Source organism: Streptomyces sp. NPDC006335, assembly GCF_040612795.1.
In the GTDB taxonomy this organism is placed as follows: domain Bacteria; phylum Actinomycetota; class Actinomycetes; order Streptomycetales; family Streptomycetaceae; genus Streptomyces.
On the sequence record NZ_JBEXQX010000024.1, the window covers coordinates 12,861 to 33,685 of the forward strand.

Here is a 20,825-nt window from a genome sequence, read left to right on the forward strand (position 1 = left end):
CCCGATCGCGAAAGGGCGGTCCATGCACGCGCTTCTTGACGTATCCGGCCTGCGGAAGGTCTACGAGGGGTCCGGGCGCCGCGTGGAGGCGGTGCGTGATCTGACCTTCACCGTCGACGCGGGCGAACTCGTGTGTCTGGTCGGCCCCTCGGGCTGCGGCAAGACGACCCTGCTGAAGTGCATGGGCGGCCTGCTCACGCCGACGTCCGGCGAAGTCCGCCTGTCGGGCCGGACGGTGAGCGGCCCCCCGCCCGGGATGGCCTTCGTCTTCCAGGAGTACGGCCGCAGCCTGTTCCCCTGGATGCGGGTGGCGGACAACGTCGAACTCCCTTTGAAACAGAAGGGCTTGAGCAAGACGAGACGACGTGAGCTGGTCGCCGACGCCCTGGAGTCGGTGGACCTCACGGAGGCAGCCGGGGCGTATCCCTGGCAGCTGTCCGGCGGTATGCAGCAGCGCGTCGCCATCGCCCGCGCCCTCGCGTACGAGCCCGAGGTGCTGCTGATGGACGAGCCGTTCGCGGCGGTGGACGCACAGACCCGGGCCGATCTGGAGGACCTCGTACGCCGGCTGTGGCGGGAGCGCGGCATCACCATCCTCTTCGTCACCCACGACATCGACGAGGCCGTGTACCTGGGCGAACGCGTGATCGTGCTGTCCGCCTCCCCCACCGTCGTGCAGGAGCAGCTCAAGGTCGATCTGCCGGACGAGCGGGACCAGTTGCACACGCGGGTGGCCCCGCGCTTCGCCGAACTGCGCACCCATGTGTACGAGCAGATCCAGGCGGCGAAACGCGGGGTCGTGCGGGACGCTCCGGTCACGAGGTCCGATACGCCTCCACTTCACTGAACTGCCCGGCGGGCCAGCCGGTGTTGGCGCTCACCGACAGCCGCAGGTACCGCAGGCCGGTGCCGGGCAGGGTGACGGTGGCCGTGTTGCCGGTGGCCGGGTCGAAGCGGTAGCCCCGGGCGCCGACGACGGTGGTGTAGGTGGTGCCGTCGGTGCTGCCCAGCACGGTGACGGTCTGGGTGCGGGCCTGCCAGGCGCTCTGGGGAGGCAGCTTCAGCACCAGCCTGCGCACCGGCTCGGCCGACCCCAGGTCCACTGTCCAGGACTGCGGGAACGCGTTGTTGGTGGACTCCCAGTAGGTGTTCGCGTCCCCGTCGACGGCCTTGCCGGGCGTGTAGACGTCCTGGGAGCCGGTGGCGGTGGCCGGACGGCCCTTGGCGAGGTTGCGGTTCGGGTCCGGGTCCGGGTTGCCCTGCCCCGGCTGCGGCCAGGTCGAGCAGTCCGACCAGGTGCTGTTCCAGCCCGAGTTGCCGCCGCCGTCGGTGAGGGCGAAGGTGCCGGAGCTCGCCGGGTAGGGGCAGTTGTAGACGCCTGCCGCGCCGACGCCGGTCGCCGTGACGTTGCGGAAGGTCGCGGCGCCCTGGGCCTCGGCCTGCACGACGACCGTACCGGTGTTGCGGACGGTCGCGCCGTCCACGGTGACGTTTCGGACCGGGTGGCCCTGTCCCCCGCCGGACACGAACTCGAAGGCGCTGTAAGGGCTGTCGGTGATGGTGGTGTTGGTGATGCTGACGGTCGCGTTGACGGCGCTGTCGTAGGAGTCGACCCGCAAGGCCCCCATGGGGTGGTTCCAGTTGGGGTTCATGGCGCCGGTGCGGACGAGGGTGTTGCCGTCGACGGTGATGGTGCCGGCCAGCGGGAAGAACGGGTCGAGGAACTTCTGGTTGGAGATCGCGATGCCGCTGCCGAGGGCGTTGGTGTCGGAGACCAGGTTGTTCTTCACCGCGATGTCGGTACCGCCGTAGATCGCGATGCCGTTGGCGAGGTTCGGCTGGGTGATGGTGTTGTTCTCGAAGCTGCTGTCGGTGTCCGGGGCGTACAGGGACCACATGGCGAGGGCGTCGTCGCCCTGGTTGCGCAGGAAGTTGTTCCGGACACGCACGCCGCGGGCGTTGCCGTTGAGGTTGAGGCCGTCGGCCGTCATGTCGAGGAAGCGGTTGTTCTCCACGACGAGGTTGTCGTTGTCGCCCGTCAGCCACAGGCCGACCTTGAGGTGCTGGAGCCACATGCCGGACACGCTGGAGCGCGCGCCGAGCGAGCCGTTGACGAAGTTGTCCGGGTTGGAGTCGACGCGCTCGGTGACCTCGCCGATGACCGCGAAGTCCTTGATGTGCACGTTCCCCGAGGAGTTGGACTGGTCGATGAACCGGGAGGAGTGCACGACCGAGTGCCAGCTCCCGGCGCCCTGGAGGGTGACGTTCTGGACGCCGTTGAGCGCGGAGGTGAGCCTGTAGTCGCCCGGCGGGATCCAGACCACTCCCCCCTGGGCGGCGGAGATCGCGTCCCGGAATGCCTGGGTGGAGTCGCCGTTGCCGGTGGGGTCGGCACCCTTGGAGGTGACGGACACGGATCCGGCGGGCTGACCGGCGGCCGCCGCGACCTGCTCGAAGTCGGCCACGTCGACGGTGACCTGGGTCCCGGTCGACTCGAAGGCGACCTTGTCGCCCGCCTGGACGTTCTGGCCCAGCAGGAGGCGGGCGTTGTCGAAGAAGTGGTGGGTCCGCGCTCCTGGGATCCAACTGGTGTCGATGTAGGAGTACTTGGAGGTGACCGGGAGCGTCCTCGCGAGCCTGGTGCCGTTGACGTAGACGTTAAGCGTGCCCGACTGGCCGTCCGGGACGCTGTAGGCGACGTTCACGGCGTTGGCCGCGCGCGGCACGGTGAACTCGACGCGCTGGCCCGCGCCGATCCGTACCGCCTGCCGTCCGGACGCCTCCGAGGCGAGCGTGCCCTGCGTGTGATCAGGCCCGATCCTCGTGCCGCTCGTGGTGGCGGACTCGGCCTCGACCGAGGTGAAGGGGAGCGTGGCACCCGCGGCCGCGTGGGCGGTGGGTGCCGTGGCGGTGAGGAGGGCGGTGGTGAGGGCCACCGTGACAATTATTGGCATGCCCCTGACAGATTTATGCATCTGCTGATCCCTTCGTGTGGGGGTGTCGCGGTCTCAGCCGTGCAGCCAGACCGCCGTGTCCTTCGGCAGTCGGCCCCGCGAGTCCAAGGGGCCGCTGGCGAGCAGCAGTCGGGTGTGTGCGGGGAGGTCGGCCGGGGTGTCGGCGAGATTCACCACGCACAGGGCCCCGCCGGCGCGGGTGAAGGCGAGGACGCCCTCGGGTGCGGGCAGCCAGCTCAGCGGGCCCTCGCCGAAGACCGGCCGGATCCGGATGGCCTCGCGGTAGAGGGTGAGCATCGACGCCGGGTCCGCGCTCTGCCGGTCGACCGCGTACGACGCCCAGTCGGCGGGCTGCGGCAGCCAGGGCTCGCCGCCGAAGCCCGCATGAGGCGCCACCGCCACCCATGGCAACGGCACCCGGCACCCGTCCCGCCCGGGATCCGTGCCGCCGGACCGGAAGTGCATCGGGTCCTCGATGCGGTCGCGCGGGATGTCCGCCTCGGGCAGGCCGAGTTCCTCGCCCTGGTAGACGTAGACGGCTCCGGGCAGGGCGAGCGTGAGCAGCGCCGCCGCTCGGGCGCGCCGGGTGCCGAGGGCGAGGTCGGTCGGGGTGCCGAAGGCCTTGGCCGCGAAGTCGAAGCCGGTGTCCGTACGGCCGTAGCGGGTGACCGTGCGGGTGACGTCGTGGTTGCACAGCACCCAGGTGGCGGGGGCGCCGACCGGGGCGTGCTCGGCCAGGGTCGTGTCGATCGAGGTGCGCAGCCGCCCGGCGTCCCAGGGGCAGGAGAGGAAGGAGAAGTTGAAGGCGGTGTGCAGCTCGTCGGGGCGCAGGTAGCGGGCGAAGCGTTCGGTGTCCGGGAGCCAGACCTCGCCGACGAAGACCCCGTCGTACTCGTCGGCGACGGCCCGCCAGGAGCGGTAGATGTCATGGAGTTCGTCGCGGTCGACGAAGGGGTGCGGGTCGGCTCCGTCGGCGAGGTCGGGCAGCGCGGGGTCCTTGGCGAGCAGGGCGGCCGAGTCGATGCGGACGCCCGCCACTCCCCGTTCGAACCAGAAGCGCAGGATGTCCTCGTGCTCCTGGCGGACGGCCGGGTGGGCCCAGTTGAGGTCGGGCTGTTCCGGGGTGAACAGGTGCAGGTACCAGTCGCCGTCGGGCAGCCGCGTCCACACCGGCTCGGTGGAACCGACGAACTGCGACGGCCAGTCGTTGGGCGGGAGTTCGCCGTGCTTCCCGCGCCCGCGCCGGAAGTGGAACAGCTCGCGCTCGGGGCTTCCCGGGCCCGCCCGCAATGCCGCCTGGAACCAGGGGTGTTGGTCGGAGACGTGGTTGGGGACGATGTCGACGACCGTGCGGATACCCCGCTCGCCTGCCTCCGCGATCAGCTTCTCCGCCTCGGCGAGGGTGCCGAAGGCCGGGTCGATGGCGCGGTAGTCGGCGACGTCGTAGCCGCCGTCCTTCATCGGCGAGAGGTACCAGGGGTTGAACCACAGCGCGTCCACGCCGAGTTCGGCGAGGTACGGCAGCCTGGCGCGCACTCCGGCGAGGTCACCGGTGCCGTCCCCGTCGCCGTCGGCGAAGCTGCGGACGTAGACCTGGTAGATGACGGCGGAGCGCCACCAGTCCTGCTGTGCCACGGAGCCTGCCTTTCTGCGGAGAGGAGGTCAGCCCTTCGTGCTGCCCGCGCTGATCCCGGCGACGATGTGCCGTTGAAAGACGAGGAACAGGGCGACCATCGGGATGCTGGCGATGACCATCGCGGCGATGAGCACGGTCAGCTGGATGTTCTGCGAGAGCTGGACGAGCGCCACGCTGATGGGCTGCTCGTCGGTGTCGGAGAAGACCATCAGCGGCCAGAGGAAGTCCTGCCAGACGGCGACCAGGGCGAAGATCGACACCACGCCGAGGACGGGCCTCGACATGGGCAGCACGATCGACCACAGGGTGCGCAGCTTTCCGGCACCGTCGATCTCGGCGGCCTCCATCACATCGCGCGGAAGCTGGTCGAAGAACCGCTTGAGCAGGTACAGGTTGAAGGCGTTGGCGACGGCCGGCAGCCAGATGGCGAGGGGGTCGTTCAACAGTCCGAGGTCCGCCACGGTCAGGTACTTCGGTACCACCAGGGCCTGGGCCGGGACCATCAGTGTGGCGAGAATGCCGGCGAGGACCACCTTGCCTAGGACGGGCCGCAGCCGGGACAGGGCGTAGGCGGCGGCCGTGCACAGGACGAGCTGGAACGCCCAGGCACCGGCGGCCTGGACCACCGTGTTCCACAGGTGCCGCGGGAGCTGCATGAGGTCCCAGGCGTCGGTGTAGCCGTCGAGGTGCCACTGCTCGGGGACGAGGGTGGGCGGGGTGCGCGTCACCTCGTCCGGTGACTTCATCGCGCCGGTGACCATCCAGTAGACCGGGAAGAGGAACGCGAGCGCGAAGAGGACGACGACCGTGCCGAACACCGTCCAGTAGGCGGCCCTGCCGCGCGGGCGGGCGAGCGTCGCCGGGGAGATCAGGGTGCGGGTGCTCATGCGGGGTCCCCCTCGGCGGACCGGGTCAGCCGCAGGTAGACGGCGGAGAAGGCGCCGAGGAGCAGCAGGAGCATCACGCTCAGGGCGCAGGCGCCGCCGAAGTCGTTGTAGAGGAAGGCGTACTTGTAGATCAGGTAGAGGACGGTGACCGTGGCGTTCTCGGGTCCGCCGCCGGTGATCACGAACGGTTCGGTGAACACCTGCATGGTGGCGATGATCTGAAGGAGCATCAGCATCAGGATCACGAACCTGGTCTGCGGGACCGTCACATGGCGGACTCGCTGGAGGAGGTTCGCGCCGTCCAGTTCGGCGGCCTCGTACAGCTCGCCGGGGATGGACTGGAGGGCGGCCAGGTAGATCAGGACCGTGCCGCCCATGTTGGCCCAGGTCGCGACGATCACCAGGGAGACGAGCGCGGTGTCGGCGCCGTTGGACCAGTTCGAGGTGGGCAGGTGCAGGAAGCGCAGCGCCTCGTTGGCGAGGCCGGCCCCCGGGTCGTAGAACCACTTCCAGAGCAGGGCGCTGACCACCGGCGGGATCATGACCGGCAGATAGACCACGACCCGGAAGAACGCCTTCGCGTGTCGCAGCTCGTTGAGGACCAGCGCCATGACGAAGGGGATCGCGAAGCCGATGAGCAGCGCCAGCAGGGTGAAGGCGAGGGTGTTGCGCCAGGCGGCGGTGAACTCCGGGTCGTGCCAGACGCGGGTGAAGTTGGCGGTGCCGACCCATTCGGGCTCGGAGCCCGGCGTGTACTTCTGGAAGGCGATCACGACGGCGCGGATCGCCGGGTACCAGGAGAAGAGCGCGAAGCAGAGGAGGCCGCCGAGGAGGAAGCCGTAGGCGCGGGCCTGGTCGGCGAGGCGGCGCCGCCTCCGGTCCCCTGCGGGAGGCGGCGCCTGGATCGGGGGGATGGTGATGGCCTCGTGGGGCGGGCTTTCCACCGTCTTCATGGGGGTCAGCTCCGGGCCAGGATGCCGTCGATCTTGCCGGAGGCGTCCCTGAGGAGCTGGTCGATGTCGGCGTCCTCCTTGGTGAGCACGGCGGAGACGGCGCTGTCGAGGACGGAGTAGATCTGCTGGGCGTTCGGCGGCTCGATCTTCATCGTCAGGCTCTGGTTGCCGTCGAGGAAGGCCTGGTAGTTCTCCACGGGCACATTGGCGTTGGCCTTCTTGACCTGCTGGTCCTTGGCGTCGGCGGCGCCGGTGAACAGGCGCGGTTCGGGCAGGCCGACCGGGGCGTCGGCCTTCTTGGCGCGGGCGTAGTCGCCGAGGAATCCGTCGCCGGGGGTGAGGAACATGTGGTCGAGCCACTTGAGGGCGGCCCTGATCTGGTCGGGGCTCGCCTTCTTGTTGACCATGTAGCCGTCGCCGCCGATGAGCGTGCCCTTGCCTCCGGGCATGGGCGCTAGGGCGAGGTCCTTGTAGTTGCCGCCCTTCTCCTTGACCAGGATCGGGATGTTGTCCGGGGCGGAGAGGTACATGCCGAGCTTGCCCGAACCCATCATCTGCTGGACGTCGTTGATGACGAGGAGCTGCTTGCTGCCCATGGACTCGTCGGTCCAGCGCATGTCGTGGAGGTTCTGGAGGACCGCGCGGCCCTCGGGGGTGTCGATGGTGGCCTTCTTGCCGTCGGCACTGACGACGTCGCCGCCCTGCGAGTACAGCTCGGCGGTGAAGTGCCAGCCCCCTTGGTTCTGGGCGCTGTAGTCGGCGTATCCGACGGTGCCGTCGCCGAGTGCGGCGATCTTCTTGGCGTCGGCCCGCAACTCCGCCCATGTGGTGGGGGGTTGCTCGGGGTCGAGGCCGGCTTTCGCGAAGAGCGCCTTGTTGTAGATCAGGCCCATCGAGTAGCCGGTGCGCGGGATGCCGTAGATCTTCCCGTCGACCGTGTAGATGTCGCGGAGCTGCTGCTGGAGGGTGCCGTAGCTCTTCAACTCCTTGACATACGGGGTGAGATCGGCCGCCTGGTTGATGTCCACGACGTGCTTGGCGTCGGTGAAGTACGTGTAGAAGACGTCCTCCATCTGACCGCCGGCGAGCTTGGCGTCGAAGGTCTTGGGATCCTGGCAGGGGAAGGCGTCGTGCGCGACGACGTCGATGTCCGGGTGCTGTTTCTCGAAGGACGCGATGTCCTCCTCGAAGAACCGCCGGTCGACCTCGGCGCTCTTGGGCGGCATGCAGTTGACCGTGATGCGGGTCTTGCCGCTCGCCGTGTCGTCGCCCGATCCACAGGCGGAGACGGCGAGGGCAAGGGAACAGACGCTGAGCGCGGCGACGGTACGGCGGTACCCGGTGCTTCTCATCGGTGGACCCCTCGTGGCAGGAGCGGTGGGCGCCGCACACTCAAGCACCGCCGACATCTGACCGCAAGATGTCGCGCAGAATATGTAATTATTCGACAGCGTGGGGACGGGGAGCGGGGACTCAGCCGCGAGGGGCTTGCGCGGTGGACCCCCGGACCACCAGCTCGGGCTCGAAGAGCAGCTCCTCCGTCGGCACGGCACTGCCGCCGACCTGCGCGTTCAGCAGCTCCACGGCGGCCCGGCCCATGGCCTCGATGGGCTGGCGGACGGTGGTCAGCGGGGGTTCGGTGCAGTTCATCAGGGCGGAGTCGTCGTAGCCGACGACCGACACCTGGCCCGGCACGTCGAGCCCCTTGCGGCGGGCGGCCCGGATGACGCCGAGGGCGAGGGGGTCGCTGGCGCAGATGAAGCCGGTGACCCCGCGGTCGATGAGCCGGGCGGCCGCCGCGTGACCGCCCTCGATGGAGAACATGGCCCGCGCGACCCGCTCGTCGGGCAGTTCGCCGAGCCCCTGTGCGGCGGCCAGCTTCCGCGCCGACGGCACGTGGTCGGCGGGCCCCAGCACCAGCCCGATCCGCTCGTGCCCCAGGGAGGCGAGATGCCGCCAGGCCTGCTCGACGGCCACCGTGTCGTCGCAGGAGACGCCGGGGAAACCGAGGTCGTCGATGGCGGCGTTGACCAGGACCACCGGGATGTTCCGGTCGGCGAGCCGCCGGTAGTGGTCGTGCGGCGCGTCCGCCTGGGCGTAGAGCCCGCCGGCGAACACGACACCGGAGACCTGCTGCTGCAACAGGAGGTCCACGTAGTCGGCCTCGGAGACCCCGCCCTTGGTCTGTGTGCACAGCACCGGCGTCAGCCCGAGCTGGGCCAGCGCGCCGCCGATGACCTCGGCGAACGCCGGGAAGATCGGGTTCTGGAGCTCCGGCAGCACCAGCCCCACGAGCCGGGCCCGCTCACCGCGCAACTGCGTGGGCCGCTCGTACCCGAGCACGTCCAGCGCGGACAGCACCGCCTGCCGGGTGCCCTCGGAGACCCCCGGCTTGCCGTTGAGCACCCGGCTGACCGTGGCCTCGCTGACCCCGACCTTCTTGGCAACTTCGGCAAGTCGTCGCGTCATGCGCGCAAGAATAGCGCAAGTAATGCAAGCGGCTTGCGTTGTCGCAGCATGCTTCACGGGGGTCGGCAAGTACTACGGGGACCGACAAGTACTGACGAGGCGCCGTCGACGACCTGAACGCCGACGGTGCCCGTCAGGCCTCGGGGGTGGGCACCACCGTGAGGTGGGCCGCAGCGCGCCGCGGGCGGCGCCTGGTGGGAGCCGGGCGGAGCACCAGGGTCAGTCTGGTGTAGCCCAGTTCGCGCAGGGTGCGCGGGGTCTCGTCGACGACCCGGCAGTCGGTGGCGCCCCAGCGCGGGTCGGGGTGCACGAGCGGGCGTACCGAGCCGTCGTGCTCCACGGCCTGTTCGCCGACCGCGCGGATCCAGTGCGGCAGGCCGTGCCGGTAGGCGGCGTCCATGATCGGGTCCTGGGCGATGTCCCGGCGGATCGCCTGGAGGCCGTGGTCGTGGCCGTGCCGCTCCACCGCGGCGGCGAAGTGCGCGAGCATCGGCAGACACCAGCGCGACTCGTGCTCTCCGAGGACGCTGCCCGCGTCGGGATGGAAGAGGACGAACCGGAGGAAGTTGTCACCGGGCATGGCCGTCGGATGCGGACCCACGGCACGGAAAAGTGACGCGAAAGCGGTGTTGGCGAGCACGACGTCCCAGCGGTGGTCGAGGACGACGGACGGGAAGGGGACGGCTTCCAGGAGTGTGGCGTAGTCCTGAAGGTACGCCTGGGCTTCGAGCCCTTCGGGGACGGGCCGCAGTTCCGACCGCTGCCCACCTGCCTGATACGCCATCGGGAGGTCACCCCTCTTGCCTATGCGGCCTTCACGCGGCGCCTTGATCCTGCTTCCCCGGAGCGAGGCGTGTCAACTATCGTGGCATTCCACAGCGGTTGACGGCTGAAATTGGCCACAGTTGTGGCGAGACCTGGATGTGAGTTCGAACAACGGGCTACTCTCCGGGAAGTTCACGGTGGACCGCCTGTGAGAAGTCGGGTGAGAGACGTAGGAGATCTGTCGGTGTCGGATGGCTTCGAGAGCCCGGACGACGCGGCAACGGTCGTGCTGACGGCCGTCGTCGCCCGCGTCACCGCACTCGCCGACCGGCTCGGCGTACCGCACGCGCAGGTCTTCGACACCGGCCGTCTGTCCGTCGCCTCCGGCGTACCCGAACCCGTGGTCAAGGTCCTGCTGAGCGGGCGCCCGGCGGGCGAACCGGACGTCCAGGCGCGGTTCCTGCAGCGTCTGGACCTGCTGCGCCGCACCCGTCTGAAGCCCAACGGCCGCAAGTACACCCAGCAGGAGATCGCCGACGGCGCGGGCATGTCCCGTCAGCAGGCGGGCGCCCTCATCAACGGCGACCGGCGCCCCACCATGGAGCACTGCGACGCCATCCAGCGGTTCTTCCGGGTCCACGCCGGTTTCCTCACGGCCGAGGACCCCGAGGCGCTCGCGGGTGCCCTCCAGCACACCGAGCAGGAACTTCTGCACAAACTCGCCGACCGGGAGCGGGAGGCCGCGGCGGCCGCCCGTGACCCGTTGGAACGGCTGCTGATGGACCACGGGGTCCGCGGCATCGCGTGGCGGGCCGCGCAGCTCCCCACCGACCAGCACCGTGACAAGGTCGCCGAGTGGCTGGACATGCTCCTGGAGAGCGTCAAGCGGCCCGAGTCCTGATCCGGGAGAAAATGTGGGCATCGGTAAGCACATGCGCCGCCTGAGCGGCGAGTTGGTGGCAGAGCTGGAACTCGACGCCCCGGCACGGCCCGAGGACCTCTACGGCGCCCTGTGCGACGCGATGAGCAGACGCCGGGGCCGCCCGGTCCACTTCCGTACGGCGCCCTTCCCGCCCGGCACGGCCAGCGGACTGTGGCTCGACATGGCCGACCAGGACCTGGTGGTGATCGAGGAACGCACCGCGCCCGACCACCAGTTGGTCATCCTCGGTCACGAGCTGTGGCACATGAACGCCGGCCACTGCTCCCACCACGTCGAGGGTGCCGCGGTCGCCGCCCGGCTCCTCCACGACGACGCCGATCTCCAGGCCACGGTCCGCAAGGTCGCCGCCCGCAGCCGCTTCGACCTCGACGAGGAGCGGGAGGCGGAGAGCTTCGGCCTGCTGCTGGCCAGCAAGTGCCGGACGTGGCTCGCGGGTTCGCCGGTGCGGGGGCCGGTGCAGCGGGACCGTCTGGCGGGGCGGATCGAGGTCTCGCTGGGGTATCTGGGGCCCCAGAGCTGAGGGCGCGGGCAGGTGGCGGTGGCGGTCGGCCCAGGTCGGGCGGCTCCGGTCCTCCGTCACGGTCGCTCGGCGGCGGTGACCGGTGAGGTTCGGCATCCGCTGAGCGGGCGAAGGAACGGGCGCGGAAGCCGGATTGTCAGTGGCGGACGGCAAGCTGGAGACGCACGCCCGTGTGGCGTGCGACCGACGCGCCTCGTCCGGGGGCGCGACCGACGTCGACTTGGGGAGAGCCGCCGATGCCCACCGCCGTACTGACCGACCGTGAGCGCACCGCCGTCCAGGCGTATCTGCGGCTGCTGCACACGGTCCGAGCCGCCTTCGACACCGCGGCCGGCCCGCCCGACACCGCCCGGCCCCCGGTCGTCCCGCCGGCGGTCCTCGCCGAGGCCGAGCAGGCCCTGGCGGACGCGGGGCTCGCGGGCAACGAGGAGGCGTTCTTCAGGCTGCTGCGGAGCTGGTGCCCACCGGAGGGCTAGGGCCTGCCGTGTGGATCAGGCCGGCGTCGCGGGGCGTGCCCTAGGCGGGGCCGGACACCGTGCCGTGCGTTCCGGCGTGCGGCACGGTCATCGACGTGGCGACCAGACCGGCGCGGACCGTCCAGCGGCCCTCGAAGACGCCGCGCCGCTCGCCGCCGACCAGCGGACCGGGGACGAGGAGTTCGGCGCGCAGGATGCCGCCGCCGGGCTGTCCGAGGTCGACGAGGATGTGTATGTCGGCCTCGGTGAACTCCAGCCACTTGCCGGTGAGCGGGAACCACGCCTTGTAGACGGACTCCTTGGCGCTGAACAGCAGCCGGTCCCAGTGGACCGCGGGGTGTGCCTCGGCGAGTTCCCGGAGCCTGACCCGCTCGCCCGGCAGGGAGACGCTCTCCAGCACGCCCTCGGGGAGCGGTCCGTGGGGTTCGGCGTCGATGCCGAGGGAGGCCAGGTCGGCGGCGCGGACCAGGGCGGCGGCGCCGTAGCCGTCGCAGTGGGTCATGCTGCCGGTGAGGCCGGCCGGCCACCGCGGGGCGCCGCGCTCCCCGGGCAGGATCGGCTGCGGCGGCACCCCGAGCTTCTCCATGGCCCGTCGTGCGCAGGCCCGCACGACGGCGAACTCACGGCGCCGTTTGGGGACGGCGAGCGCGACGAGCGCGGCTTCCTCGGGATACAGGGTGGCCTTGTCCGGCTCGTCGTGGCCATGGACCTCCACGGCCACGACCGAGTCCGGCAGGAGTTCCTCGATCACAGCGCGCCGACCTCCCCGGGCACGATCCTGCGCAGCCGCCCGGGCGGCTCCGCCCGCTTGCGCCACTCGCGCGGGTAGCCCACCGAGACCTCCTCGAAGCGGACGCCCTCGTGCCAGGTGGTCCGCGGGATGTGCAGGTGGCCGTAGACCATGGTCTCGACGCGGAACCTGCGGTGCCAGTCGGCGGTCAGTGTGGTGCCGCACCACATCGCGAACTCGGGGTACCACAGGACGTCCGTGGGGTGCCGGTCCAGCGGGTAGTGGTTGACCAGCACGGTGGGCAGGTCGTCGGGGAGGGCGGCGAGCCTGCGCTCGGTCTCCTCGACCCGGGCCCGGCACCAGGCCTCGCGAGAGGGGTAGGGGTCGGGGTGCAGCAGGTACTCGTCGTTGCAGACGACGCCGGTGCCGTGCGCGTACTCCAGCCCCTGCTCCTTGGTGGTGCAGCCGGCGGGCAGGAACGAGTAGTCGTACAGCAGGAACAGCGGGGCGACGGCGACGGGGCCGCCGGGGCCGTCCCAGACGGGATAGGGGTCCTCCGGCGTGAGGACGCCGAGGTCCCGGCACATCGCGACGAGGTGCTCGTAGCGGGCGACCCCGCGCAGGGTGACGGTGTCCTTGGGGAGGGTCCACAGTTCGTGGTTGCCGGGTGCCCAGACGACCTGACGGAAGCGGCCGGCGAGGGTCTGGAGGGCCCAGCGGACGTCGTCGACGGTCTCGGCGACGTCACCGGCCACCAGGAGCCAGTCGTCGTCGGTGCCGGGGCGCATCCGCTCGACGAGGGAGCGGTTCTCGGGATAGCCGATGTGCAGGTCGCTGACGGCCAGAAGCTGTGCCGCGCCGCCGGCCGTAGACGTCACCTCTCGCCCCCTCCGAGCACCCGAGTGGGACCACGGAAACACATTTGTTTTCCCGGTACAAGAGTGGGTCGGAGCAGCGGCGGTGCAGCGGCGGTTCATGATCGGGGATTCCGTAACACGGGCGTTGCACGCGTGACCCCTTGAAAGCCGTATGATCGCCCCAACACCACCGCAGAAACTTCCCTTCGCAAGGGGCGGTTTGGTGTCCCTCCAATCACCCTGCCCGGGCACGGGCCCGCTTCGCCGTGCCCGAAAACCCCGAAAGGCGGCCTGAATGCACTCTCGCGTACGCGTCTGGCTCAACCGCACGTACGCGGAGAACGTGTTCTTCATGGATCAGCTCCGCCGAAATCCCAGCGACAGAGCCGTCGAGATCCATGCGACGCACGCGGACCCCGACTCGCCCGTGCTGGCCGCCGCCGACACCGCCGAGCTGGAGCCGGAGGGGCTGTCCCCGGCCGCCTACGCCGAGTTCGCCCTCGACCAGTGCCAGAAGCGGGGCATCGACGTCTTCGTGCCCCGACTGCACCAGGCGGCGATCGTCGCCCACCGCGCCGACTTCGCCGCGGTCGGTACGGCGCTGCTCGCGCCGCCGCCGGAGGCCGTGGCCGTCTTCCACGACAAGGTGATCGCCTACGAGGCGGTCCAGGCGGTCGGCGTCCCGGTGCCGCCGTGGTGGCGGGTGCGGACCGCGGACGAGCTGGTCGCGGCCGTCGAGGAGCTGGAGGCCGACGGCCACAAGGCCTGCTTCAAGCCCGCGTCCGGCGCGGGCGGGGTCGGCTTCCGGATCATCACACGCGCGCCCTTCTCGCTCGCGCAGCTCAACGGTTTCCCGAGCCCGTACGTGTCGCTCGACATGGTGGTCGAGGCGCTGGCGGAGTCCGAAGAGCAGGTGGACTGGCTGGTCATGCCCCGTCTCGAGCAGCCGGAGGTGTCCGTGGACACGCTCACCGGGCCCGACAACCGGGTGCGGCTGGCGATCGGCCGCACGAAGAACGGGCGCCGTCGCGGGTTCACGCGGGACGAGCAGTGGCTGGAGCCCGCGCGGCTGGTCGCCGAGGGGTTCGGGCTGCACTACCTGTCCAACGTCCAGTTCCGGATGTTCGGTGACCGGCCCGTGCTGATGGATGTGAACACGCGCCCGGCGGGCGGGTTGCACCAGCTCTCCCTCTGCGGGGTCAACGTGCCGTGGGCCGCCGTGCAGTTGGCGCTCGGGGAGGACACCGGGGTGATCGAGCCGCCGTTCCTCGGGCAGGACTACACGGTGGTGTCGGGGCCGAGGCCGCTGCGGCCGGTGTCGGTGCCGCACCAGCGGGTCGAGGAGGTCGAGCCCCTGTTGGCCTCCGTTCCCGCACCCGCCCCCGCGGTGGAAGCGGCCCAGGCTCTGCCGCTCTAGTTCCAGTTCTGGCTCAGACTCCAGCCCCAGCCCTCAACCGGTATGGACCAATCCCGCCGTTCTTCTTGACACGGCGATTGGTCCATACCAACTTGGTTGCGCACCCCCTGCACCACCTCTCTGCACTCCCGAACACCCCCATATCTTCAGGGAGATCGCGTGCGCAACCCACTCAGACGTTCCAGAGTCCTCGCCCTCCTCGGTTCCGCCGCCCTCGCGCTCGCCGGTGCCGTCGCGCTTCCCGGTACGGCCCAGGCGGCCAACGTCCTGACCAACCCCGGCTTCGAGTCGGGAACCGTCTCGCCCTGGTCCTGTACCGGCAATCTCGGGTCGGTCGTGTCCTCTCCCGTGCACGGCGGCTCCAAGTCCCTTCAGGGCGCGGTGAGTTCGAGTGACATCGCCAAGTGCAGCCAGACCGTCTCCGTGCAGCCGAACACGTCCTACAGCCTGAGCGGCTGGGTGCGTGGCAGCTACGTCTACCTCGGCGTGGACGGCGGTTCGTCCACGTGGACGTCCTCGCCCTCCGCGTACACCCAGCTCTCCACCACCTTCACCACCGGTGCCTCGCAGACCAGCGCCACCGTCTACGTCCACGGGTGGTACGCGCAGGGCACCTACCACGCCGACGACATCAGCCTCGACGGGCCCGGCGGGGGCGGTGGTTCGGACTCGCAGGCGCCGAGCGCGCCCGCGAGTCTGCGGTCCACGGGGAAGACCTCCTCCAGTGTCTCGCTGGCGTGGAACGCATCCTCCGACAACGTCGGGGTGACGGGGTACGACGTCTACAGCGGGTCGAACCGGGTCCTCAGCGTCTCCGGTACGAGTGCCACCGTGAGCGGGCTCGCGGCCAGTACCTCCTACACCTTCACCGTGAAGGCGCGGGACGCGGCCGGGAACGTCTCGGCCGCCTCCAACGCGGTGTCCGTGACGACCGACGCGGGCGGCGGTGGCGGGACAGGGTTCAAGCAGGCCGCGCCCTACCTGTACCTCGGCTGGGGCGATCCGCCGAGCGCGACCTCGGTGATGAGCGCGACCGGGGTCAAGTGGTTCACGATGGCGTTCATCCTCTCCTCCGGTGGCTGCAACCCGGCCTGGGACGGCAGCAGGCCGCTGACCGGCGGCAACGACCAGTCCGTCATCAACTCGATCCGTTCCGCGGGCGGTGACATCGTCCCGTCGATCGGCGGCTGGAGCGGCAACAAGCTAGGGCCGAATTGCTCGACGCCCGAAGCGCTGGCCGGCGCCTACCAGAAGGTGATCGACGCCTACGGGCTCAAGGCCATCGACGTCGACATCGAGAACACCGACGAGTTCGAGAACGCGACCGTGCAGGACCGGATCCTGAACGCCCTGAAGATCGTCAAGGCCAACAACCCGGGCCTGCGGACCATCCTCACCTTCGGCACCTCGACGACCGGCCCGACGTACTGGGGCAACCGGCTCATCGAGCAGGCCAAGGCCCTCAACGCCGGTATCGACGTCTTCACGATCATGCCGTTCGACTTCGGCGGTGGCTCGGACATGTACGGCAACACGGTGAACGCGTCGGAGGGGCTGAAGGCCAAGCTGAAGTCCACCTTCGGGTGGGACGACGCGACGGCCTACGCCCGCATCGGGATCTCCGGGATGAACGGGCTCAGTGACCAGCAGGAGTTGACGAGCACCGCGATCTGGACGCAGATCCGTGACTGGGCGAACTCCCGTCACATCGCCCGGCTCGCCTTCTGGTCGGTCAACCGCGACCGGCCGTGCCCCGGCGGCGGGGTGACGAGCAACTGCTCCGGCATCAGCCAGAGCAACTGGCAGTTCACCTCGATCACGGCCGGATTCACCGGCTGAACCGAACGGAAGAGGTCACGGCGGGCCCAAAACCCGCCGTGACCTGGTGCCTCACCGCTCAGAACCGTCCCGACCCCCGGTACAGCTCCGCCTCGCCCTCCAACTCGACCTTGAGCACCGTGGCGTACGGGTCGAGGTCGGCCTCGGACGGCGGGTCGATCCACACGGTCCCGACGGCCTCGTGGAGACCGCCGACCATCTTGTGCCCGAGCTCGGTCCCGGTGCCGAGGACGGTCACCTTGCGGACCGGGGTGACCAGTCCGCGCAGTCCGATCTCGGCGCGCGGCGCGTCGAAGAGCACCAGATACAGGGTCCGGCCGTCCGCGGAGAGCGTGCTGGGCCCGTAGTGGTGCCCGGCGGGCAGCCCGCGCACGGTCCCGTACACGGCCTCGGCGTGCTTGCGGATCCACTCCCCCAGGCCTTCGAGCCGCTCGACCTGGGGTTCGGGGATGGTCCCGTCCTCCCGCGGGCCGACGTCCAGCAGCAGGTTGCCGCCCCCTCCGATGGTCTCGGTGAAGTAGCGGACGAGCTGGGCGAGCGACTTGTGGTTGTGGTCGTGGTGTTGATAGCCCCACGAGTCGTTGATGGTCAGGCACAGTTCCCAGGGCCCGGCGGGCGGTTCGATGGGAGCGCCCTGTTCGGGGGTGGCGTAGTCGCCCTCGCTGAGCATGCGCGCGTTGAAGACGACGTCCGGCACGTAGGACCGTACGAGCGCGGCGAGTTCGGGGATGCGCCACTGCTCCTCGCTGCGTTCCCACTCGCCGTCGAACCACAGCAGGTCGGGCCGGTAGCGGGAGGCGAGCTCCCGGACCTGGCCGTCCCGGTAGGCGAGGTACCGCTCCCAGGCCGCCGGGTCCTCGTCCTCGGCGGCGACCTCGGAGTAGCGGTTGTCCTCCTGCTCAGGCGGGCGCCCCGGCTTGCGCGTGGAGGCGTAGTCGGGGTGGTTCCAGTCGGAGTGCGAGTAGTACAGACCGACCTTCAGGCCCTTCTCCCGCAGGGCCTCGGCGTAGGGGCCGATGTAGTCCCGGCCCAGGTTGAGGTCGCCGAACTCCGTGTCCCACAGCGCCACTCCGTCATGGTGACGGCTCGTCAGGACGGCGTACTTCGCGCCGGCCCGGGCGAACAGGTCCGCCCAGGCACGCGGGTCGTACCGGGCGCCCGTGAAGCGCTCCAGCTGGGACATGTACCGGTCGTGCGGGACGACGTCGTCGTAGAACGACCAGGACTCCTGCACGCCGTCCACGGCGTAGATGCCCCAGTGGATGAAGATCCCCAGCTTGGCGTCGGTGAACCAGGACCGCATCGGCACGGGTCAGCCCCTTTGCAGCCGGAGCGTCAGGACCTGGAAGGGCCGCAGGGAGACCCGCACCCCGCCGTCGGCGAGCTCGGCCGTCTCGTCCTCCAGCGGGCGCTCCAGCAGGTCGGTGACCTGGGCGCCGGCCAGCGGGAAGCCGGTGCGCAGCACGCCCTGGGCGCGGCCGCCGCCCGACTCGTAGAGACGGACCACCACGTCACCGGAGCCGTCGTCGGCGAGCTTGACCGCCTCGACGGTCACACCCTCGCCGTCGACCGAGACGACCGGCTCGGGCGCGCCGGCCGCGTCCGCCACCCGGAGCGGGAGGTTGAGGGAGTAGCCCTCGGCGACGGTGTCCTCGATGCTCGCGCCGGGCAGCAGCGAGTAGGTGAAGCGGTGCCTGCCCTGGTCGGCCTCCGGGTCCGGGATGCGCGGGGCGCGGACCAGGCTGAGCCGGACCGTGGTCGTCGTACCGCCGTCCTCGCGGACCGTACGGGCGACGTCGTGGCCGTAGGTGGAGTCGTTGAGGACCGCGACGCCGTAGCCGGGTTCGGCCACGTGCACCCAGCGGTGGCCGGAGACCTCGAAACGGGCCGCCTCCCAGCTGGTGTTGGTGTGCGTGGGCCGCTGGACGTGGCCGAACTGGATCTCCGCGGAGGAGTGCGCGGCCCGGACGTCCACCGGGAAGGCGGCCTTGAGGATCTTCTCGGCCTCGTGCCAGTCGATGTCGGTCTCGAAGTCGACGCGGGGGCTGTCGGCGCGCAGGGTGATGGTCTGGGTGATCGTCGAGCCCTTGCCGAAGGAGCGGGTCACGCGGATCGCGCCGAGCAGCGGGTCCTCGGAGACGACCTCGATCGAGGTGGGCTCCAGGAGATCGGTGTACCGGTTGTTGTAGTGCTTGTCGATGTCCCAGGCGTCCCAGTAGTTCGGGAGGTCGGTGTGCAGGCGGAGCAGGTTGCCCTTGTCGCCGAGGACTTCGCGCCCGGCCCGCAGGTCGTACACGGACGACAGGGTGCCGTCCTCCGCCACCTCCACGCGCACCAGGCCGTTGTCGAGGACCCGGCCCTCGGTCTGCACGGTCCGGGCGGGCTCGGCGTCCGCCAGGGCCGCGCTGCCGTTCGCGGGCACCTCGACGTACGCCAGGGCCCCCTCGGACGTGCGGACCACCTCGGCCCGGTCGAACGGGCTGGTGTTGAAGACCCGGGTGCCACCGGCGCCCAGCGCGGCCACCGCTTCGGCGGTCAGCGCCTCCAACTCCTCGGCCACGCGGGCGTACTCGGCCTCGGCCTCGCGGTGCACCCAGGCGATCGAGGAGCCCGGCAGGATGTCGTGGAACTGGTGCAGCAGGACCGTCTTCCACAGCCGGTCGAGCTTGTCGTACGGGTACGAGTAGCCCGGCGCGTGCAGCGCGGCCGTCGTCGCCCACAGCTCGGCCTCGCGCAGCTTGTGCTCGGAGCGGCGGTTGCCCTGCTTGGTGCGGGCCTGGGAGGTGTAGGTGGCGCGGTGCAGCTCCAGGTAGAGCTCGCCGACCCAGACGGGGGCGTCCGGGTACTCGGCGCGGGCCTGGGCGAAGAAGTCGTCGGGGTGCTCGATGACGACCTTCGGGGAGCCCTCCAGGTTCGCCAGGCGCCGGGCGCGTTCCATGATCTCGCGGGTGGGGCCGCCGCCGCCGTCGCCCCAGCCGAAGGGGGCCAGGGAGCGTTGTCCCCCGCCCTTCTCCGAGTAGTTGCGGACCGCGCGGTCCATCTCCTCGCCGCTGAAGCGGGCGTTGTAGGTGTCGACGGGCGGGAAGTGCGTGAAGATGCGGGTGCCGTCGATGCCCTCCCACCAGAAGGTGTGGTGGGGGAACTTGTTGGTCTGGTTCCAGGAGATCTTCTGGGTGAGGAACCATTCGTTGCCGGCGAGCTTGGCGAGCTGCGGGTAGGCGGCGGTGTAGCCGAAGGAGTCCGGCAGCCAGACGCCCTTGGTCTCGACGCCGAAGTGCTCGATGAAGAACCGCTTGCCGTGGACGAGCTGGCGGGCGATGGCCTCGCCGCCGGGCAGGTTGCCGTCGGCCTCCACCCACATGCCGCCGACCGGCGCCCACTGGCCCTTCTTCACGGACTCCTGGATGCGGGCCCACACGTGCGGGTAGTTGTCGCGCACCCACTCGTACTGCTGGGCCTGGGAGCAGGCGAAGATGAAGTCGTCGTACTCGTCGGCGAGCGCGGTGACGTTGGAGAAGGTGCGGGACGTCTTGCGCTTGGTCTCGCGGATGGGCCACAGCCACGCGGAGTCGATGTGGGCGTGGCCGACACCGGAGATGGTGTGGGCGCTCGCGTGGGCGGGCTTGGCCAGCACCGGCGCGAGTACCTCGCGGACGGCGGCCGCGCTGCCGGATACGTCGTCCAGGTCGAGGGCGTCCATGGCCCGGTCCAGGGCGTGCAGGATCTCGTGGCGGCGGGGCTCGTGGTCGGGGAGGTGGACCATGAGCTCGCGCAGCACCTGGAGGTCCAGGTCGAGGTGGAAGACCTCCTCGTCGAGGATCGCGAGGTCGGCGCGCTGGAAGGTGTAGAGGGGCGCGGAGCCGGCCGTGAGCTTGTCGCCCATCGGCGTGACCTTGGAGAAGTTGTCCTTGAGGATGTCCGGGTTGGAGGCGGCCTCGACCAGGTAGTCGATCTGCTCGCCGCCGTTCGCGGGGTTGGCGACGGGCACGTACTGGTTGAGCGGGTTGACGGCCTTCAGGGGGCGGCCGTCGGCCAGGTGGACGAGGGCCTCGGCCTGGTTGCCGGGCCAGTCGCCGACGAAGCCGAGGTCGATGACGGCCTCGACGCGCTTGCCCGCCCACTCCGCGGGCACCTCGCCGCGCATCCGGAACCAGGTGGTGCCCCAGGGCGGGCCCCACGGGGTGTCCATCGCGAAGGGCGTGTAGCGGGCGGCGGCGGCCTCCTCGAAGGAGACCGGCTCGCCCGGCGCCTGCCAGGCCTCGACCTCGAAGGGGACGGTGGCCGCGTGGATCGCGGGCTTGATGCGCTGGTCGTGGGCGCGCTGGACGCGTTCCTCGATGCGGCGGCGTTCGTCGTGCATGAAGGGTCTCCAGGGAGGG

General features: G+C 70.3%; 17 protein-coding genes. 6 read left to right on the plus strand and 11 right to left on the minus strand.

Annotation, left to right across the window (positions count from 1 at the left end; genetic code table 11):
* Positions 1–22: 22 nt before the first annotated feature.
* The gene (locus ABZ098_RS39935; RefSeq protein WP_356599046.1) at positions 23–847 is read left to right on the plus strand and encodes an ABC transporter ATP-binding protein; all 825 of its coding nucleotides are present in this window, start codon (positions 23–25) and stop codon (positions 845–847) included.
* On the opposite strand, the gene ABZ098_RS39940 is transcribed toward ABZ098_RS39935, so the two are convergent.
* From ABZ098_RS39940 to ABZ098_RS39970, 7 genes are all read right to left on the minus strand, one after another.
* Complete coding sequence (locus ABZ098_RS39940) at positions 816–2,975, minus strand: discoidin domain-containing protein (RefSeq protein ID WP_356599049.1); 2,160 nt, start codon at positions 2,973–2,975, stop codon at positions 816–818. The two genes, ABZ098_RS39935 and ABZ098_RS39940, sit on opposite strands and share 32 nt — an antisense overlap.
* A 33-nt stretch (positions 2,976–3,008) precedes the next feature.
* Positions 3,009–4,589, minus strand: a complete 1,581-nt coding sequence (locus tag ABZ098_RS39945; protein WP_356599051.1) for an alpha-amylase family glycosyl hydrolase — start codon at positions 4,587–4,589, stop codon at positions 3,009–3,011.
* Between the two features lie 27 nt (positions 4,590–4,616).
* Positions 4,617–5,477 (minus strand): carbohydrate ABC transporter permease, encoded by an 861-nt coding sequence (locus ABZ098_RS39950; RefSeq protein ID WP_356599053.1) that lies wholly within the window; start codon positions 5,475–5,477, stop codon positions 4,617–4,619.
* Positions 5,474–6,430 (minus strand): sugar ABC transporter permease, encoded by a 957-nt coding sequence (locus tag ABZ098_RS39955; protein WP_356599055.1) that lies wholly within the window; start codon positions 6,428–6,430, stop codon positions 5,474–5,476. The genes ABZ098_RS39950 and ABZ098_RS39955 overlap by 4 nt, the downstream gene beginning before the upstream one ends.
* A 5-nt stretch (positions 6,431–6,435) precedes the next feature.
* Positions 6,436–7,782: a sugar ABC transporter substrate-binding protein gene (locus ABZ098_RS39960; RefSeq protein WP_356599057.1), complete on the minus strand. Its 1,347-nt coding sequence runs from the start codon at positions 7,780–7,782 to the stop codon at positions 6,436–6,438.
* Between the two features lie 121 nt (positions 7,783–7,903).
* Positions 7,904–8,899, minus strand: coding sequence for a LacI family DNA-binding transcriptional regulator (locus ABZ098_RS39965; RefSeq protein ID WP_356599059.1), 996 nt, complete (start codon positions 8,897–8,899; stop codon positions 7,904–7,906).
* A gap of 133 nt (positions 8,900–9,032) precedes the next feature.
* Entirely contained in the window at positions 9,033–9,683 is a 651-nt protein-coding gene (locus tag ABZ098_RS39970; protein WP_356599061.1) for a hypothetical protein, read from the minus strand.
* Between the two features lie 225 nt (positions 9,684–9,908).
* Here ABZ098_RS39970 and ABZ098_RS39975 point away from each other — a divergent pair, with 225 nt between their 5' ends.
* The 3 genes from ABZ098_RS39975 (at position 9,909) to ABZ098_RS39985 (ending at position 11,603) form a co-directional block, all read left to right on the plus strand.
* Positions 9,909–10,565, plus strand: coding sequence for a helix-turn-helix transcriptional regulator (locus ABZ098_RS39975; protein ID WP_356599063.1), 657 nt, complete (start codon positions 9,909–9,911; stop codon positions 10,563–10,565).
* Positions 10,566–10,596: 31 nt separating this feature from the next.
* Positions 10,597–11,127, plus strand: coding sequence for a toxin-antitoxin system, toxin component (locus ABZ098_RS39980; RefSeq protein ID WP_356599227.1), 531 nt, complete (start codon positions 10,597–10,599; stop codon positions 11,125–11,127).
* A gap of 236 nt (positions 11,128–11,363) precedes the next feature.
* Positions 11,364–11,603, plus strand: a complete 240-nt coding sequence (locus ABZ098_RS39985; RefSeq protein ID WP_356599065.1) for a hypothetical protein — start codon at positions 11,364–11,366, stop codon at positions 11,601–11,603.
* Positions 11,604–11,643: 40 nt separating this feature from the next.
* Here ABZ098_RS39985 and ABZ098_RS39990 read toward each other — a convergent pair whose 3' ends face one another.
* Together ABZ098_RS39990 and ABZ098_RS39995 are read right to left on the minus strand one after the other, a co-directional pair.
* Complete coding sequence (locus ABZ098_RS39990) at positions 11,644–12,354, minus strand: 4'-phosphopantetheinyl transferase superfamily protein (protein WP_356599067.1); 711 nt, start codon at positions 12,352–12,354, stop codon at positions 11,644–11,646.
* Positions 12,351–13,211 (minus strand): metallophosphoesterase, encoded by an 861-nt coding sequence (locus ABZ098_RS39995; RefSeq protein WP_356599069.1) that lies wholly within the window; start codon positions 13,209–13,211, stop codon positions 12,351–12,353. The genes ABZ098_RS39990 and ABZ098_RS39995 overlap by 4 nt, the downstream gene beginning before the upstream one ends.
* Before the next feature lie 274 nt (positions 13,212–13,485).
* Between ABZ098_RS39995 and ABZ098_RS40000 the strand changes: the two genes are divergently transcribed.
* A complete protein-coding gene (locus ABZ098_RS40000; RefSeq protein WP_356599071.1) occupies positions 13,486–14,607 on the plus strand; it encodes an ATP-grasp domain-containing protein in 1,122 nt (373 codons plus the stop codon).
* A 159-nt stretch (positions 14,608–14,766) separates the two neighbouring features.
* Complete coding sequence (locus ABZ098_RS40005) at positions 14,767–16,446, plus strand: carbohydrate binding domain-containing protein (protein WP_356599073.1); 1,680 nt, start codon at positions 14,767–14,769, stop codon at positions 16,444–16,446.
* A gap of 58 nt (positions 16,447–16,504) precedes the next feature.
* Here the strand turns inward: ABZ098_RS40005 and ABZ098_RS40010 are convergent, their stop codons facing one another.
* On the minus strand, positions 16,505–17,755 hold the full coding sequence (locus tag ABZ098_RS40010) for an alpha-L-fucosidase (RefSeq protein WP_356599075.1): 1,251 nt from the start codon (positions 17,753–17,755) through the stop codon (positions 16,505–16,507).
* Positions 17,756–17,758: 3 nt separating this feature from the next.
* A complete protein-coding gene (locus ABZ098_RS40015; RefSeq protein ID WP_356599077.1) occupies positions 17,759–20,806 on the minus strand; it encodes a glycoside hydrolase family 38 C-terminal domain-containing protein in 3,048 nt (1,015 codons plus the stop codon).
* Between the last annotated feature and the right edge of the window lie 19 nt (positions 20,807–20,825).

Coding starts and splice junctions, on each gene's coding strand:
- ABZ098_RS39935 (WP_356599046.1), top strand. CDS start 23: ATGCACGCGCTTCTTGACGTATCCGGCCTGCGGAAGGTCTACGAGGGG.
- ABZ098_RS39940 (WP_356599049.1), bottom strand. CDS start 2,975: ATGCATAAATCTGTCAGGGGCATGCCAATAATTGTCACGGTGGCCCTC.
- ABZ098_RS39950 (WP_356599053.1), bottom strand. CDS start 5,477: ATGAGCACCCGCACCCTGATCTCCCCGGCGACGCTCGCCCGCCCGCGC.
- ABZ098_RS39955 (WP_356599055.1), bottom strand. CDS start 6,430: ATGAAGACGGTGGAAAGCCCGCCCCACGAGGCCATCACCATCCCCCCG.
- ABZ098_RS39960 (WP_356599057.1), bottom strand. CDS start 7,782: ATGAGAAGCACCGGGTACCGCCGTACCGTCGCCGCGCTCAGCGTCTGT.
- ABZ098_RS39965 (WP_356599059.1), bottom strand. CDS start 8,899: ATGACGCGACGACTTGCCGAAGTTGCCAAGAAGGTCGGGGTCAGCGAG.
- ABZ098_RS39970 (WP_356599061.1), bottom strand. CDS start 9,683: ATGGCGTATCAGGCAGGTGGGCAGCGGTCGGAACTGCGGCCCGTCCCC.
- ABZ098_RS39980 (WP_356599227.1), top strand. CDS start 10,597: ATGCGCCGCCTGAGCGGCGAGTTGGTGGCAGAGCTGGAACTCGACGCC.
- ABZ098_RS39985 (WP_356599065.1), top strand. CDS start 11,364: ATGCCCACCGCCGTACTGACCGACCGTGAGCGCACCGCCGTCCAGGCG.
- ABZ098_RS40000 (WP_356599071.1), top strand. CDS start 13,486: ATGCACTCTCGCGTACGCGTCTGGCTCAACCGCACGTACGCGGAGAAC.
- ABZ098_RS40015 (WP_356599077.1), bottom strand. CDS start 20,806: ATGCACGACGAACGCCGCCGCATCGAGGAACGCGTCCAGCGCGCCCAC.